The organism is Priestia sp. LL-8 (assembly GCF_036227845.1).
Classification (GTDB): Bacteria; Bacillota; Bacilli; order Bacillales; family Bacillaceae_H; genus Priestia; species Priestia zanthoxyli.
Genome location: NZ_JAZAQH010000001.1, coordinates 1,238,876 through 1,253,887 on the forward strand (window position 1 = coordinate 1,238,876; position 15,012 = coordinate 1,253,887).

The 15,012-nt window shown below is 40.4% G+C and carries 15 protein-coding genes and 2 riboswitches; of the genes, 10 read left to right on the forward strand and 5 right to left on the reverse strand.

The window, feature by feature from the left end; all coding sequences use genetic code 11:
- The first annotated feature begins 17 nt into the window (after positions 1 to 17).
- The 4 genes from U9R83_RS06265 to U9R83_RS06280 all read left to right on the forward strand — a co-directional run bounded on the left by U9R83_RS06265 (position 18) and on the right by U9R83_RS06280 (position 5,098).
- Entirely contained in the window at positions 18 to 1,457 is a 1,440-nt protein-coding gene (locus tag U9R83_RS06265; RefSeq protein ID WP_014461085.1) for a LutB/LldF family L-lactate oxidation iron-sulfur protein, read from the forward strand.
- A complete protein-coding gene (locus U9R83_RS06270) occupies positions 1,435 to 2,148 on the forward strand; it encodes a LutC/YkgG family protein (RefSeq protein WP_042992258.1) in 714 nt (237 codons plus the stop codon). Before U9R83_RS06265 ends, U9R83_RS06270 begins: the two co-directional genes overlap by 23 nt.
- Before the next feature lie 276 nt (positions 2,149 to 2,424).
- Positions 2,425 to 4,581 (forward strand): PAS domain S-box protein, encoded by a 2,157-nt coding sequence (locus tag U9R83_RS06275; RefSeq protein ID WP_226555846.1) that lies wholly within the window; start codon positions 2,425 to 2,427, stop codon positions 4,579 to 4,581.
- Positions 4,582 to 4,600: 19 nt separating this feature from the next.
- Positions 4,601 to 5,098: a methylated-DNA--[protein]-cysteine S-methyltransferase gene (locus U9R83_RS06280; RefSeq protein WP_014461082.1), complete on the forward strand. Its 498-nt coding sequence runs from the start codon at positions 4,601 to 4,603 to the stop codon at positions 5,096 to 5,098.
- Between the two features lie 3 nt (positions 5,099 to 5,101).
- Here U9R83_RS06280 and U9R83_RS06285 read toward each other — a convergent pair whose 3' ends face one another.
- The 5 genes from U9R83_RS06285 to U9R83_RS06305 form a co-directional block, all read right to left on the reverse strand.
- Positions 5,102 to 5,266, reverse strand: a complete 165-nt coding sequence (locus U9R83_RS06285) for a hypothetical protein (protein WP_014461081.1) — start codon at positions 5,264 to 5,266, stop codon at positions 5,102 to 5,104.
- A gap of 74 nt (positions 5,267 to 5,340) precedes the next feature.
- Positions 5,341 to 5,514, reverse strand: a complete 174-nt coding sequence (locus tag U9R83_RS06290; protein WP_243557223.1) for a hypothetical protein — start codon at positions 5,512 to 5,514, stop codon at positions 5,341 to 5,343.
- Between the two features lie 193 nt (positions 5,515 to 5,707).
- Positions 5,708 to 6,766 carry an S-methyl-5-thioribose-1-phosphate isomerase gene (gene mtnA / locus U9R83_RS06295; protein ID WP_013055954.1) on the reverse strand — a complete coding sequence of 353 codons (1,059 nt, stop codon included), beginning with the start codon at positions 6,764 to 6,766 and terminating at the stop codon, positions 5,708 to 5,710.
- A 35-nt stretch (positions 6,767 to 6,801) separates the two neighbouring features.
- Complete coding sequence (gene mtnK, locus U9R83_RS06300) at positions 6,802 to 7,974, reverse strand: S-methyl-5-thioribose kinase (RefSeq protein ID WP_014461079.1); 1,173 nt, start codon at positions 7,972 to 7,974, stop codon at positions 6,802 to 6,804.
- A 135-nt stretch (positions 7,975 to 8,109) separates the two neighbouring features.
- Positions 8,110 to 8,260: riboswitch (SAM riboswitch) on the reverse strand.
- A gap of 91 nt (positions 8,261 to 8,351) precedes the next feature.
- Positions 8,352 to 9,134, reverse strand: coding sequence for a carbon-nitrogen family hydrolase (locus U9R83_RS06305; protein ID WP_014461078.1), 783 nt, complete (start codon positions 9,132 to 9,134; stop codon positions 8,352 to 8,354).
- 111 nt (positions 9,135 to 9,245) lie between these two features.
- Here U9R83_RS06305 and U9R83_RS06310 point away from each other — a divergent pair, with 111 nt between their 5' ends.
- From U9R83_RS06310 to U9R83_RS06335, 6 genes are all read left to right on the forward strand, one after another.
- Entirely contained in the window at positions 9,246 to 10,418 is a 1,173-nt protein-coding gene (locus tag U9R83_RS06310) for a pyridoxal phosphate-dependent aminotransferase (protein WP_328575451.1), read from the forward strand.
- A gap of 130 nt (positions 10,419 to 10,548) precedes the next feature.
- A riboswitch (SAM riboswitch) is annotated at positions 10,549 to 10,655 on the forward strand.
- 80 nt (positions 10,656 to 10,735) lie between these two features.
- Positions 10,736 to 11,980, forward strand: coding sequence for a 2,3-diketo-5-methylthiopentyl-1-phosphate enolase (gene mtnW, locus U9R83_RS06315; RefSeq protein ID WP_071277130.1), 1,245 nt, complete (start codon positions 10,736 to 10,738; stop codon positions 11,978 to 11,980).
- On the forward strand, positions 11,977 to 12,642 hold the full coding sequence (locus tag U9R83_RS06320; protein ID WP_208732584.1) for a 2-hydroxy-3-keto-5-methylthiopentenyl-1-phosphate phosphatase: 666 nt from the start codon (positions 11,977 to 11,979) through the stop codon (positions 12,640 to 12,642). Before mtnW ends, U9R83_RS06320 begins: the two co-directional genes overlap by 4 nt.
- The gene (locus tag U9R83_RS06325) at positions 12,639 to 13,277 is read left to right on the forward strand and encodes a methylthioribulose 1-phosphate dehydratase (protein ID WP_042992255.1); all 639 of its coding nucleotides are present in this window, start codon (positions 12,639 to 12,641) and stop codon (positions 13,275 to 13,277) included. Before U9R83_RS06320 ends, U9R83_RS06325 begins: the two co-directional genes overlap by 4 nt.
- A 15-nt stretch (positions 13,278 to 13,292) precedes the next feature.
- On the forward strand, positions 13,293 to 13,808 hold the full coding sequence (locus U9R83_RS06330) for a 1,2-dihydroxy-3-keto-5-methylthiopentene dioxygenase (RefSeq protein ID WP_013055961.1): 516 nt from the start codon (positions 13,293 to 13,295) through the stop codon (positions 13,806 to 13,808).
- A gap of 122 nt (positions 13,809 to 13,930) precedes the next feature.
- Positions 13,931 to 15,007 (forward strand): sugar ABC transporter substrate-binding protein, encoded by a 1,077-nt coding sequence (locus U9R83_RS06335; RefSeq protein ID WP_014461074.1) that lies wholly within the window; start codon positions 13,931 to 13,933, stop codon positions 15,005 to 15,007.
- Positions 15,008 to 15,012 lie beyond the last annotated feature (5 nt).

Sequence of the window (15,012 nt, forward strand, 5' to 3'; positions counted from 1 at the left end):
AGAAAGGAGAATACCGAATGTCCATGAAAATAGGGAACGATCAGTTTAAAAAACGCGTCGATGACGGAGTCAATAATGCGTTTATGCGCTTTGCGGTTTCAGGTGCTCAAGAGCGCTTAAGAAGCCGTAGACTAGATGCGGCGGAAGAGTTAGGGAATTGGGAAGAATGGCGAGCGCTTGGCGAAGAAATTCGTCAGCATACGCTTGAAAATTTAGATTACTATTTAGAGCAGCTCACTGATAATGTAGCTAAACGCGGAGGCCATGTTTTTTTCGCTCAAACAGCTGAAGAAGCGAATGAGTACATAAAAAATGTAGCGAGGCAAAAGCAGGCAAAGAAAGTCGTTAAATCCAAGTCAATGGTTACAGAAGAAATTCATATGAACGCTGCTTTAGAAGAACTGGGCTGTGAAGTTATTGAAACGGACTTAGGAGAATATATCCTGCAAGTAGATGATCACGATCCGCCTTCTCATATCGTCGCTCCTGCACTTCATAAAAATAAAGAACAAATTAGAGATGTATTTCAACAAAAGCTTTCTTATAAAAAAACAGAAAAACCTGAAGAACTAGCTCTTCACGCCCGGGAAATGCTGAGAAAAGAATTTTTATCAGCAGATATTGGCATCACGGGATGTAATTTTGCGATTGCGGAATCTGGATCTATTTCACTTGTAACCAATGAAGGAAATGCAAGGTTAACAACTGCCCTTCCTAAAACACAAATTACGGTTATGGGAATGGAAAGAATTGTGCCAACTTTTGAAGAGTTTGAAGTGTTGGTAAGCCTGTTAACTAGAAGTGCAGTAGGTCAGCGGCTTACAAGTTATGTAACGGCGCTTACGGGACCTAGACTTCCAGGGGAAGTAGACGGACCGGAAGAATTTCACCTAGTGATTGTGGACAACGGACGATCTGCGATTTTAGGAACTGAGTTTCAATCTGTTTTACAGTGTATTCGCTGCGCGGCATGTGTGAATGTATGTCCCGTGTATCGCCACATTGGAGGGCATTCATATGGATCTATTTATTCAGGTCCGATTGGAGCTGTATTATCTCCTTTGCTTGGAGGCTATGAAGACTACAAAGAGCTTCCATATGCTTCAACGCTATGCGCAGCCTGTACAGATGCCTGTCCAGTCAAAATTCCGCTGCATGAGCTATTACACAAGCATCGTCAGCGAATTGTCGAAAAAGAAGGAAAAGCACCTATTTCGGAAAAGCTAGCGATGAAAGCATTTGGCCTGGGGGCAGCTTCTTCTTCTCTATATACAGTGGGCGCTAAAGTAGCACCGGCAGCTCTTACTCCTTTTATGTCAGGAAGCAGTATTTCCAAAGGACCTGGTCCATTAAAAGCGTGGACAGAAAGCAGAGAGTTTCCAGCGCCTACAAAAGAGCGCTTACGAGATTGGTTTGATAAAAGGAGTGATGATGATGAACGGAAGCATTCAAAATAGAGACAGTTTTTTAGACAATATTGCAGCTAATCTTAAGCGAAGCAGGCGAACAAGCGGCGTAGTAAAGCCACAATGGAAGCATGCTCCTCAGCATGAGGTCTACCGCAGCTATTCGCCAGACCAATTAAAGAAAGAGCTTGAAAACCATTGCGAACGTATTCATACTCGCTATGTAGAAACATCATCACAACACTTACCAGCTGTCCTTGAGGAAGCCGTAGCCAACTATGGAAATGGTCTTGTGAGCACGTGGAATGATCCTAGGTTTTCCGAGTATGGACTGAATCTGCTGATGGAGAAATGGGAAACAAGCAGTAGCCTTCATGTATGGAATTCTGCAAAAGGCGATGAGAATATTAAACTAGCTGAACAAGCAAATGTTGGCATTACCTTCAGTGATTTGACGCTAGCAGAATCCGGCACAGTTGTTTTGTTCAGCAGCGCTGAAAAAGGACGATCGGTCAGTTTGCTGCCCGCCACTTATATTGCGATCATTCCTCAAAGCTCCATTGTCCCTCGAATGACACAAGCTGCTGAAATGATTCATGAAAAAGTAGAGCGAGGAGAAACGATTGCTTCTTGCATTAACTTTATTACGGGACCGAGCAATTCAGCTGATATTGAAATGAATTTAGTAGTTGGCGTGCATGGACCTATTCAAGCAACTTATATTGTAGTGAATGATCGATGAGGCTGGGGCAAAAGTAGTTTAGTTGAAGGAAAATCCGAACGATGAATCGAGATTCTTGATGAAGAATCAAATTCGTTCGGATTTTTTTATTGGTAGGGTGAACGTAGATTTCTTTTATTCACGCTTTCTTTCTAAATAGCGGGAGAATGCGAAGAAATGTCGCATTTTGAATAAACGTGGCTAATTTTAAAAAGGTAAAAAGCAAATCTTGTAGAATACTAAGTCTATAGATAAAAGGTGGGGAAATGGGAAGTGCAAAAGAAAGGAGCAATGAGCATGTCACCACACAGAGAATTAACATCTGAAGCTGCGCAAAAGCAGCAAGGTGAATTACAGCAGCTACGAGCTATTTTTAATGACGTATTAGATGCCATTGTCGTATTCGATGAGTATTTTCAAGTTATAAATGCAAATGAATCAGCCTGCGGGCTGTTTGAAAAAACAAAGGATGAGCTATTAACGTATCAAATGAAAGATTTTCTAATGTATTTTCCGTATGACATGATTGAAGCGTATTATCCAGCACTCTTAGAAGAAAGCTATTTCAAATACGAAGGCGCGATGACGCTTCGGAGCGGCATGATGAAACATGTTGAATTTACTTCACACAAACATAGCCACATGTCGGGCATTATTGTGTGTACATTTCGAGATATTACGCAGCACAAAATGATGGAAAATGAACGGTTTATTAGTCATCATATGTTTATGGATGTATTTAATGAAGCGGTAGACGGAATTGTCATTTTTGATCGAACGGGTCAGCTTATCGACGCGAACCCTTCATTTTGCGAACGATTAAATTATACAAGAGCACAGCTTCTAACCAAAACATTAGAAGAACTTGTAGAACCTACTTATCATTATAAGGTGAAAAAATTATGGAGAACTCTTCATCAAGAAGGAAAGACAAGCGGTGAGCTGCCGATTAGGCTCGAAAATGGAGACGTTACTTTTTTTGAATTTACCACAACGGCTAATATATACAGTCAATACTATATGTCCATTATGAGAGACGTGACGGAAAAACGGCTGATGGAGCAGCAGCTGTTGAGAAGCGAAAAAAATTTCAGAGCTATTTTTGAAAATGCGATTGAAGCGATCTTGATTTGGAGAGATGATGGTGAAATCTTGAACGCTAATCTTGCTTCTTCGCGTACCTTTGAGCTGCCGTTAAACAAATTAATTGGAAGCAATTTGTATACGTTTATCGATACAAAAAGCTTTAGTGCGTTAAAGGTGCTCCAAACGTTTCAAACAAAAGGAGAAATTCGCAATCAGCTTCCTTTTTACATGCCAAATGGAGAAATCAAACAGTTGGAATTCACAGGGAAAAAAGGCATTATAGAAGGAGACCATTTAACGATTTTTCGAAACATCAGTGAACGTACAAAAATCGAACAGGAGCTTCGGAATAACGAAGAGAAATTCAGACAGATTTTTAATGGTTCGATTGATGGGTTAGTTTTATGGGACGGTAAGCGAAATATTATTGATGTGAATTCTTCTCTTTGTGATATTTTAGAACTCAGCAAAGAGGAGATTTGTGCGCACTCCATGGAGGATTTTATTTCTTCAGCGAATTTAGATGCGGTCATTGAGCATAAAGAAACGATTGAGCAAAAAGGGGAAGCTGAAGGAGAGATTACGTACGTTACGGGGAACGGAAAAGTTAAAAATATCGAATTTTCTACGAAAAAAGATATCTTGCCAGGTCTATATATGACGCTTTTAAGAGACGTAACGGAACGAAATCAAATGCAGGAGCAGATTCGGAAGTCAGATACGCTTCAAGTAGTCGGACAGTTAGCAGCTGGGATTGCGCATGAAATCCGCAACCCGATGACAGCTTTAAAAGGGTTTGTTCAGCTGTTAGAAAGCAGTATTCAAGAAGATCACTCTCTTTATTTTGATATTATTAAATCCGAATTAAAAAGAATTGAAACCATTATTACAGAGTTTCTAGTACTCGCTAAGCCACAGGCCGTAAAGTTTGAAAAGAAAAATCTAGCTGCGGTTGTTAAAGAAACGATTGATTTATTAAATGCTCAAGCGCTTTTAGAAAATATTCAGTTTGAACTAAGTGTGTCCCCTCAGCTGCCAATGGTATACTGCGAGCCGAACCAAATTAAACAAGTACTAATAAATGTAATTAAAAATGCAATTGAAGTCACATCAAACGGGGGAAGAATTTTTGTTGAAGTCTACTCTACAGAGCCGCACTACGTGACGGTCTCCATTCGAGATCAAGGAGACGGAATGCCCGAAGAGCGCATCAAGCGCTTAGGAGAACCATTTTATACGACAAAAGAAAAAGGAACGGGACTCGGTTTGATGGTCTCGTATAAAATTATCGAAGAACACAAAGGGCGAATTGAAGTGGAAAGCAAAATAGGAGCAGGAACAGCTTTTCATGTTATTCTTCCAGCCTAAATAGAAAGGATAAGCGAGTATGTACTATGGAGAAATGAATTTATTTTCTGATTTGAAAATTTATATTGTAGCCTCGGAAAAAGGGGTTCAACATATTTGGTTTGATAGCGATGATCATAACGAGCAGCTTAAAAAACTTGTCCATGACGAGAATTATCACCATGTGAAAGAAGCGAAGCGACAGCTGCAGGATTATGCTGAAGGGCGCACGCTAACATTTGATTTGCCTTTGGATATAAAAGGAACAGACTTTCAAAAAGAAGTGTGGTTAACGCTTAAAGGTATACCTTATGGACAAACGTGGTCTTATAGTGATGTAGCGGAGTCTGTTAATCGCTCTAAAGCCGTAAGGGCTGTGGGACAAGCGAATCGTCGAAATCCACTGCCTATTATTTTACCTTGTCACCGTGTGATTGGAAAAAATGGAGCTTTAACGGGTTATGCAGGCTCCCAAACTCATATAAAAGAAAAACTATTAATGCTTGAAAGAAATGTAGCAAAAGGCGCTTATAGTTAATAGCTATTCACCGTCTAATTTCCAGCCTTCTCCTTGCACAAACACACCGTCAATTTGCTGAGGAGAAGGGAGGGAATTTAGTTCTTCATCTTTGGATAAATCGAATAGCTGATATTGCTGCTTGCGATTCAACGCTTTGTTTTTATCCGTTTTTTGCTCTGCACTCATATTTACTCCCCCTTATTCAAAAAGAATCCCCTATAATATATGTAGAAAAAGCAGAGAGTACTGTTACAATTGTGTTACAAATGCAGCCGAAAAGCACTGTTTAATAACAGAGGTTGAGACATAACAAAATTAATGCCATCTAAAGACGAACAACTCGTACACATGAGCTGAATCGCTTGTGACACCGCCGTTGGTTTCCGTGCAAGACTTCGCTTTCCGCGGGCGGCCGCTGAGCCTCCTCGTCGCATACGCTCCTGTGGGGTCTCACCTGTTCCGCTTTTCCCGCAGGAGTCTTCGCCTTGCCCTCCAATCCACTGTTAGAAGGAACGAAACAGATGAAACTACATTCACCATAACAAAAAAAAACGAACCATTAATCAAACGTGTTGATTAATGGTTCGTTTTGCAGTGAGGCTAAAATACTTTTGTCTCAGCCTCTTGTTATTGAGCGGATTGCAGCAAAACTTTTTGAATGGATTCAAAAGACGGGGAATGGATAATTCCATGCTCTGTAATAATGGCCGTAATCAGTTCGCTTGGCGTCACATCAAAAGCTGGATTGTACACAGAGATTCCGTCTGGAGCAATTTGCGTATCTCCAATGTGCGTTACTTCTTTAGGTGAACGTTCTTCAATAGGGATGCTGCTTCCGTCTTGAATAGATAAATCAAATGTGGACTGCGGCGCTGCTACGTAAAATGGAATACCGAATGCTTTCGCTAAAAGAGCAAGTCCGTACGTTCCAATTTTGTTAGCCGTATCGCCATTCGCTGCAATACGATCAGCTCCTACAATAATTCCATTGATTCCTTTTGTTTTAATCGTATGAGCGGCCATATTATCCGTAATCAGCGTAACGTCTACTCCCGACTGCTGAAGTTCCCATGCGGTTAAGCGGGAACCTTGAAGTACGGGTCTTGTTTCACAGGCAAACACTTCAAGCGGAATATCCCGCTGTTTAGACAAGTGAAAAGGTGCTAATGCTGTTCCGTAATAAGCGGTAGCAATTGAACCAGCATTACATATGGTCATGATTTTATCTTTCTTTTTGAATAAAGATAGAGCATGATCGCCAATTCGGTAGCACGTTTCTTCATCTTCTACTTGAATTTGAATAGCTTCATGAACAACTTTTGTTTTAGCTTCATTAACGGACGAAGCGGATTCAGCGCTTTTCGCTACGCGTTCTAGTGCCCAAAATAAATTGACGGCAGTGGGGCGTGAACTAGCTAAATACTGTTGATCAAGAGCTAGCTTTTTGTTAAATTCCTTGACTGAATCTGTGTCATAGCTAAGCGCAGAAAGAGCAAGACCAAAAGCCGCCGTAATGCCAATTGCAGGAGCTCCGCGTACTTTCAAGGTAGTGATAGCATCCCATACGTCTTTAATGGTTTGCAGCTTAATATACTCGACTTTGCCAGGAAGCTGCTGCTGATCTAATAAAGTAATATATGATTCATTCCATTCCACTGAGCGCGGAAGTGATAGTGTATTTGTCATGCTGATACCGATCCTTTCATTGTGTACATTATTCGTTATCGAAGTAAATGTTCGAATTCATTTGGTGAAACGTCTTGTTGGTGCAGAAGCAAATAGCGTCCAATTTTTAACGCAGTACGTTTAGCGTTAATTTTTCTTTCTTCAGAAGAAATTTCGTCTAAGTCCGCCACGTGAGCTAAGCCAATCGTACGTCGAATGATTTCACATCCTGCATATCCAACAGCATCCTGCCACGTTTGCGTTAAAATTTCATGTAATAAGCGCTCATCTTTAGCAAAAGGTTCAGTGTTTTCAGAATGCCAAAGCGCAGTAAAGGTATCTTTGAATACGTTCCATGTGTTTGTAATGTGTGCGAATAGCGGTTCGCGATTTGTTTCTCGAGAAAGAGCATTTAAAAATAAATTCGCAACAAATTGCCCTAAATCGAATCCAAACGGACCGTAAAAAGCAAACTCTGGATCAATCACTTTCGTTTCTTGACTGCTAGCAAAGATGCTGCCTGTATGTAAATCACCGTGAATGAGCGTTTGGGCATTTGTTAAAAATTTATATTTTAATTTCGCTGCTTGTAATTTTACATCACTATCATTCCACAATTCTTCTACATCAGGACGCAGCGCTTTTTCAAATTCATTTGTATCAATATCAAAAAAAGGATCTGTAAAAACTAAATCTTCCGTAATATTGCATAAGTCTGGGTTGCTATACTTGACAACTTCTTCTTTTTTATCCTGAGGCTTTAAGGCAAAATCAGACGTTTTGAACGCAATATGTCCCAAAAAAGAACCGATATGCTGTGAGAGCAGAGGGTAACTTTCACCTTGAATAAGTCCGGCGCGAGAAATCGTTAAATGAGACAGATCTTCCATGACCGTAACAGCAAGCGTTTCATCGTGGTAATGAACAGCGGGCACAAGTTCTGGCGTAAATGCACCGAATTGCTTGAGCGCATTGCTTTCAATTGTGGCACGGTTCAAGGATAGAGGCCAGCTCTCGCCTACAACTTTTGCATAAGGAAGTGCTTGTTTGACGATAATGGATTTATTCGTTTGATCATTTATGATGTGAAAGACGAGATTTAAGTTGCCGTCACCGATTTCACGGGCAGTCAGTGCTTCTGTGGCATCAAAAAGACCTAGCTTTTTCACAAGTTTGATTGCTGAAATTTCTGTTAATGGCTGATATTTCTCTGTTTTTATTGTTGACATCGGAATCCCTCCATAGTTTATTAAACTGATTTGTTTACTAAGTTAATAGGTTTAAGAATATATGGAGGCTTTTATAATTTTAGAAAATATAAAAGCCTCTTTCGTTGGAAAGAGGCTTGATTGTAGTGTTCAAACCTCTTATCTGCCAGAAAGAATTACTTTCTGTTGGAATTAGCACCGTGCCTTTGTAAAACATGTTTTACGGGTGTGATCCACCTTAGGATGGAATGACGGTCGGTTGCTGGGCTTCACAGGGCCAAATCCCTCAGCCAACTCTTGATAAGAGTACGATTACTTATTCAATTTTGATTTGTTTGAATATTTTATGATATCTGGTGAAAATCGTATCATGCAAAAAAACGGCTGTCAATACATAATTAATAAAATTCTGTGCGGCGATCTGTAAAGACAGGAATTTGTTTGCGAATTTCTTTTACAAGTTCCAGGTTAACGTCAGCACTTAAAAGTTCTTCGCTATCGCCAGCTTCAGCGATTATTTCTCCCCAAGGATCGATGACTAAGGAATGTCCGGCAAATGTATTATTAGGATCTTGGCCTACACGATTACACGCGACTACATAGCATTGATTTTCGATTGCGCGGCTAATGAGCAGTGCTTTCCAGTGGGCAAGTCTTGGAGCCGGCCACTGAGCGACAACAAACAAGACTTCTGCTCCGCTGCTAGTATGAACCCGAATCCATTCTGGAAAACGAATATCGTAACAAATAACTCCTGCGCATAAAGACTGTTCAAGTGTAAAAAGATTTTTTGCCGTTCCTGCTTCTAGATAGAGGTGCTCATCCATTAATTTAAACAAGTGCAGTTTACTGTATTGTGATACTTCACGACCTTTTCGGTCAAAAATATACATTGTATTCGTGACGCCTTGCTCTGTTTTTTTCGCGATCGAACCTGCCACAATATTTACTTCGTTCGTTTTGGCAAACTGAGAGATTAATTGCTTGGCCTGCTGTCCTTCATCATCTGCAATTTCGTCTAGTCGCGTCAAATCATAAGCTGTATCCCATAGCTCAGGAAGCACCAGGATATCAGGTTTTTCTTGCAGCGCTTCTGTCATTTTTTGTTGAATATATTTTCGGTTTTTAGTTGGGTTTCCAAACGCAATATCAAGTTGCAAACACGTAATTTTTACACTCACTTTATCATCCGTCCTTTTTTAGTAGTTGAAAAAAATGACTTTACAAGTTGAGTATTACAATATATTATTTGTGACTAGAATTTCAAGAATTTTTTGAGAAGGTGTGCGATGATGAAACAATTTGAGCAATCGGAACTATTGAAAAGTTTACCAAAACAATTTTTTGCATCACTTGTAGGCAAGGTAGGAAAAGTAATGGCCCAAGGGCACGACGTTATTAACTTAGGGCAGGGAAATCCTGATCAGCCTACTCCTTCACATATTGTAGAAACACTGCAAAAAGCAAGTGCTAATCCTATGCATCATAAATATTCTCCATTTCGGGGGCATCAGTTTTTGAAAGAGGCCGTTGCGACTTTTTATAAGCGAGAATACGGGGTTGATGTGGATCCCGAAAAAGAAGTAGCTATTTTGTTTGGCGGGAAGGGTGGACTTGTTGAAATCCCGCAGTGCTTATTAAACCCTGGAGATACAGTGCTGGTTCCGGATCCTGGATATCCTGATTACTGGTCTGGAGTAGAGCTTGCAAAAGCCAAGATGGAAGTGATGCCGCTCACGGCTGAAAATCATTTTCTACCCGTATACGAAGAGATAAGTGAAAGTGCTAAAGAACAGGCAAAGCTCATGTTTTTAAACTATCCGAATAATCCTACTGGTGCAGTGGCAACGGCAGAATTTTTTGAAAACACCGTGGCGTTTGCTGCCAAGCACGATATTTGTGTGGTACACGACTTTGCCTACGGAGCAATTGGATTTGATGGTAAAAAGCCAATCAGCTTTTTACAGACTCCTGGTGCAAAAGAGACGGGAATTGAAATTTATACTCTTTCTAAAACGTATAACATGGCGGGATGGCGAGTTGGATTTGCTGTAGGAAATGAAAGTGTAGTAGAAGCTATTAATCTTCTTCAAGATCATATGTATGTCAGTCTCTTTGGGGCGATTCAAGAGGCAGCCGCCGTAGCTCTGTTAGAATCTCAACAATGTGTGAATGATTTAGTTAAGCGCTATGAATCTAGACGCAATACATTTATTCAAGGGCTTCAAGAAATTGGTTGGAACGTTACATCTCCAGCGGGCTCCTTTTTTGCATGGCTAAAAGTTCCTGGAGGATATACTTCTGAACAATTTTCAGATTTACTTCTTGAAAAAGCCCACGTTGTAGTGGCACCTGGAGTAGGATTCGGAACATATGGTGAAGGCTATGTGCGCGTAGGACTGCTGACGGATGAAGAGCGCATGAGAGAAGCTGTATCTCGAATAAAAAAATTAAATTTATTTTAAAAACGCATTGACAATCCTTTTTGAGTTGGCTTAATATGTAAGAAGTTAACGAGATTAATAACCGATAAATCCTAGCGGTATTTTTTATTTAGTATATAATCTACGAATTAAATTTAAATAAATAGCAACTTTCTTATTAAGAGTAGGTGGAGGGACTAGCCCGATGAAGCCCGGCAACCGACTTAACGCATGTTAAGCACGGTGCTAATTCTTGCAGCAGCAGCTGAGAGATAAGAAGAGCAACGAAAGCCTCTTCTTAATCACAGAAGAGGTTTTTTTTATTAACGATATTAAACAGCAAGGGAGTTTTTAGCATAATGAGTGAAATCGTTGCAAGCTACTTACTACATGACAATAAAGGAAATTTTCATAAAAAAGCGGAAGGTATCGCTTTAGGACTAACCGTCGGCTCATGGACAGATCTGCCGCTTTTAGATCAGCAGCAGCTTCAAAAGCATAAAGGGCGCGTCGTATCCGTAACTGAGCTTCAAGATTGCGAACGTGTTAACGGATATTTAGGCGGAGAGGTTAAGCAGGCTATTGTCAAAATTGCTTATCCAACTGCCAATTTTTCAAGAGATTTACCGGCTATTTTAGTTACGGTTTTCGGAAAACTATCACTTGATGGAAAAGTGAAATTATTAGACTTGGATTTTCCTGATGAATTATTAGCTGAATTCCCAGGACCGCGCTTTGGAATAGAAGGTATCCGAGAGAAACTAGGCGTTTATGACCGTCCGCTTGTGATGAGTATTTTTAAAGGCGTGATTGGAAGAGATATGACGTACTTAACAACTCAGCTGCGTGAGCAAGCGCTTGGCGGAGTGGATTTGGTTAAAGACGACGAGATTTTGTTTGATAGTGAACGAACACCTTTTGAAGCTCGCGTTACAGAAGGGAAAAAAGTACTGAATGAAGTATACGAAAAAACGGGACACCGCACGCTGTATGCTGTTAATTTAACGGGACGAACGTTTGAATTAAAAGAAAAAGCGAGAAAAGCAGCTGAGCTAGGAGCCGATGCTCTTTTATTCAACGTATTTGCTTACGGGTTAGACGTACTGCAGGCACTTCGAGAAGATGATGAAATTAACCTGCCGATTATGGCACACCCAGCTGTTAGCGGAGCGCTTACGCCATCAGAGTTTTACGGTTTTTCAAATTCATTACTGCTTGGAAAACTATTGCGCTTAGCCGGAGCGGATTTCTCACTGTTTCCATCACCATACGGAAGCGTAGCGCTTTCTCTTGAAGATACGACAGGCATTGCCTACGAATTAACGCGTCCTGTGTACAAATATAAGCAGACTTTCCCGGTTCCTTCAGCAGGAATTCATCCTGGAATGGTACCGCAGCTTGTGAAGGACTTTGGAATCGACAGCATTATTAATGCAGGAGGCGGAGTTCACGGTCATCCAGACGGCGCTATCGGAGGAGGAAAAGCATTCCGTGCGGCGATAGATGCAGTACTCTCTCATCAAACACTAGCCGAAAAAGCGGAAGAATCAAAAGAGTTGCAAAAAGCTTTGCAACTATGGGGAACAGTAGAGGTGAAAGCATGACATCGTTAAAAATCTTTTGTGACTTTGATGGAACAATCACAAATAGCGATAACATTATTGCTATTATGAAACAATTTGCTCCTCCGGAGTGGGAAAGTATTAAAGATGACGTGCTAGCACAGCGCGTTTCTATTCAAGAAGGAGTAGGGCAAATGTTTGCCTTACTCCCCGTGGAATTAAAGGAAGATATTATTTCTTATATTTTAAAGACGTCTGCTATTCGAGATGGATTTGATGATTTTATTGCCTATACAAAAGAGCATCATATTCCGCTTTATATTGTAAGCGGAGGAATTGACTTTTTTGTAAAACCGCTTTTGGGAAATCGAGTTGCAGAGGAAATGCTCTACTGCAACGGATCTGATTTTTCTGGTGAGCATATTTCCATTACGTGGCCTCATACATGTGATAAACAGTGTACAAATGACTGCGGCTGCTGTAAGCCAACGATTATTCGCAATTTTGCAGATGAAAGAGATCATACGGTTGTTATTGGCGATTCAATTACGGATTTGCAGGCTGCCAAATTAGCTGACACTGTCATTGCACGTGACTTTTTAATTGAAAAATGCGAAGAGCTATCTCTACCGTATCGTCCTTTTTCTACTTTTTATGATGTCATTCATCATTTACAAGAATTAACAGAAGAGGTGAAAGCATGAGTATCATGGCTCAGCAAAGGTTGCATGAGCTTGCGGATATAAAAGATGAGTTGGCAGAACGCGATTGGTTCTTCGGTACAAGCGGAAACTTAGCAATTAAAGTGGACCAAAATCCGACAACTTTCTTTGTATCAGCAAGTGGAAAAGACAAAAGAAAACGTACAAATGAAGATTTTTTATTAGTTGATCAACATGGAAAACCTGCAGAAGAAACGCATTTAAAGCCTTCTGCTGAAACGCTTTTACACGTTAAGATTTACGAGTTAACGAATGCTGGGTGCAGTCTTCATGTACATACAATCGACAACAACGTGATCTCTGAACTGTACGGAGATGAAGGGCTTATTTCATTCAAAGGCCAAGAAATTATTAAGGCACTGGGTATTTGGGAGGAAGATGCGGAAATTACTGTTCCGATTATTCCGAATTACTCGGATATTCCGACACTAGCAGAAGAGTTTTCTCACCATATAAAAGGCGATCAAGGCGCGATTTTAATTCGTAACCACGGGATTACGGTATGGGGGAAAAATGCGTTTGAAACAAAAAAAGCGCTAGAAGCCTACGAATTTCTATTTAGCTACCATGTGAAATTACTATCACTTAAAGGCATTAAGCCAAAGGTGCATTTATAAAAGGAGGAAACAACAATGGCGCAAATTCGCTTACATGTAAACAATAAAAGAATTGAAACTCAAGAGGAAGTATCAGCTTTTCTGGCAAACAATGAAGTTATTTATGAAAATTGGGACATTACAAAACTTCCAGAAAATCTTCGTGAAAAATATGATTTAACTGATGAAGAAAAAACAGAAATTTTAAACGCTTTTGGTGAGGATATTAAAGATATTTCTGAACGCCGCGGCTATAAAGCGCAAGATGTTATCTCGCTATCGGAATCTACACCAAATATTGATGAATTGTTAAAAAACTTTCAGCGCAAGCATATTCATACAGATGACGAAGTTCGCTTTATTGTAAGCGGTCATGGAATCTTTGTGATTCAAGGAAAAGACGGCGAATTTTTTGATGTTGAATTAGAGCCGGGCGATTTAATTTCAGTACCAGAAAACATTCTTCATTACTTTACATTAATGGAAGATCGTAAAGTAGTCGCTGTCCGAATTTTCGTGACAACTGAAGGATGGGTACCTATTTACGCATAACAACTACTTGTAAAGCATAGGTCATGATCACCCCGCTTTTACATCTAAAAGCGGGGTATTCTTTGGATTATTATAAAACTAACTATTTTTATATGAATAATAAGTTTAATGGGAGGAACACCATGAAAAAGAGTAAAAAAATGCTGTGGCCACTTACTTTGCTCGTGCTTCTAGTTTTTGCGCTGGCTGCCTGCACGAAAGAACAGCCAAGTCTAAACGAGAAAGCACAGGCAGCTCCAGAGCAGCAAGCGGCTTCTGCTAAGCCTGTACAGCAAGAAGGAAAAAAGGTTACGAAAGATACAAAAATTGCGCTTATTTCTGAATTTACATCAGGCACTCACGCTGCTCAGTACATAACAGGTGTGACAAAAGCGGCTAAAAAAGCAGGAGTACAGCTATCCGTTTCTGATTCGAACAATGATCAATCTAAAATGGCGGCTTATTTAGACACGGCTATTAACCAAAATGTTGACGGCATTATGATTGACCACGGCCGGGCTGAAACCCTTGAACCTGGCGTGAAGCGCGCGATTGCAAAAGGAATTCCCGTTATTGCAACAGACGTAGAATTAAAAGTAGAAGGCGTTACAACCATCGATCAAGACGATTATATGCTTGCGCTGCAGGGTCTGAAACAAATGATGCAGGACATTAATGGAAAAGGAAATATTGTATATGCATTTGTTGGAGGCTTTGCACCGATGGAAAAGCGCGACAGCATTTATAAAATTATGATGAATCGCTATCCAGATGTAAAACAAATTGCCACGTTCGGAAGCGCAACGGACAACACCTCTCTAGACACCCAAAATAAAATGGCAGCCGTATTGAAGCAGTATCCAAATAAAGGAGACATTGCGGCCGTTTGGGCGCCATGGGACGAATTTGCAAAAGGAGTCACAAGAGCGATTAAAGAAGCAGGACGAGACGAGATTAAAGTATACGGAGTAGACTTATCTGATGAAGATCTGCAAATGATGCAGGCAAAAAACAGCCCGTGGAAAGCGTCTGCTGCCGTAAATCCAGCTTCAGTAGGAGAAAAGCAAGTTGATCTGCTTCTTAAAAAGATTTCCGGTCAAGAGATTCCTCGTTATTATTCCTTTGATCCGGTTTTAGTCAAACAAACTGACTTGCCTAATCAAACGATTAATATGGATCAGCTTAGTCAGTACGTAGAAGAATGGGGCAAAAAAGAGTAGAAGTG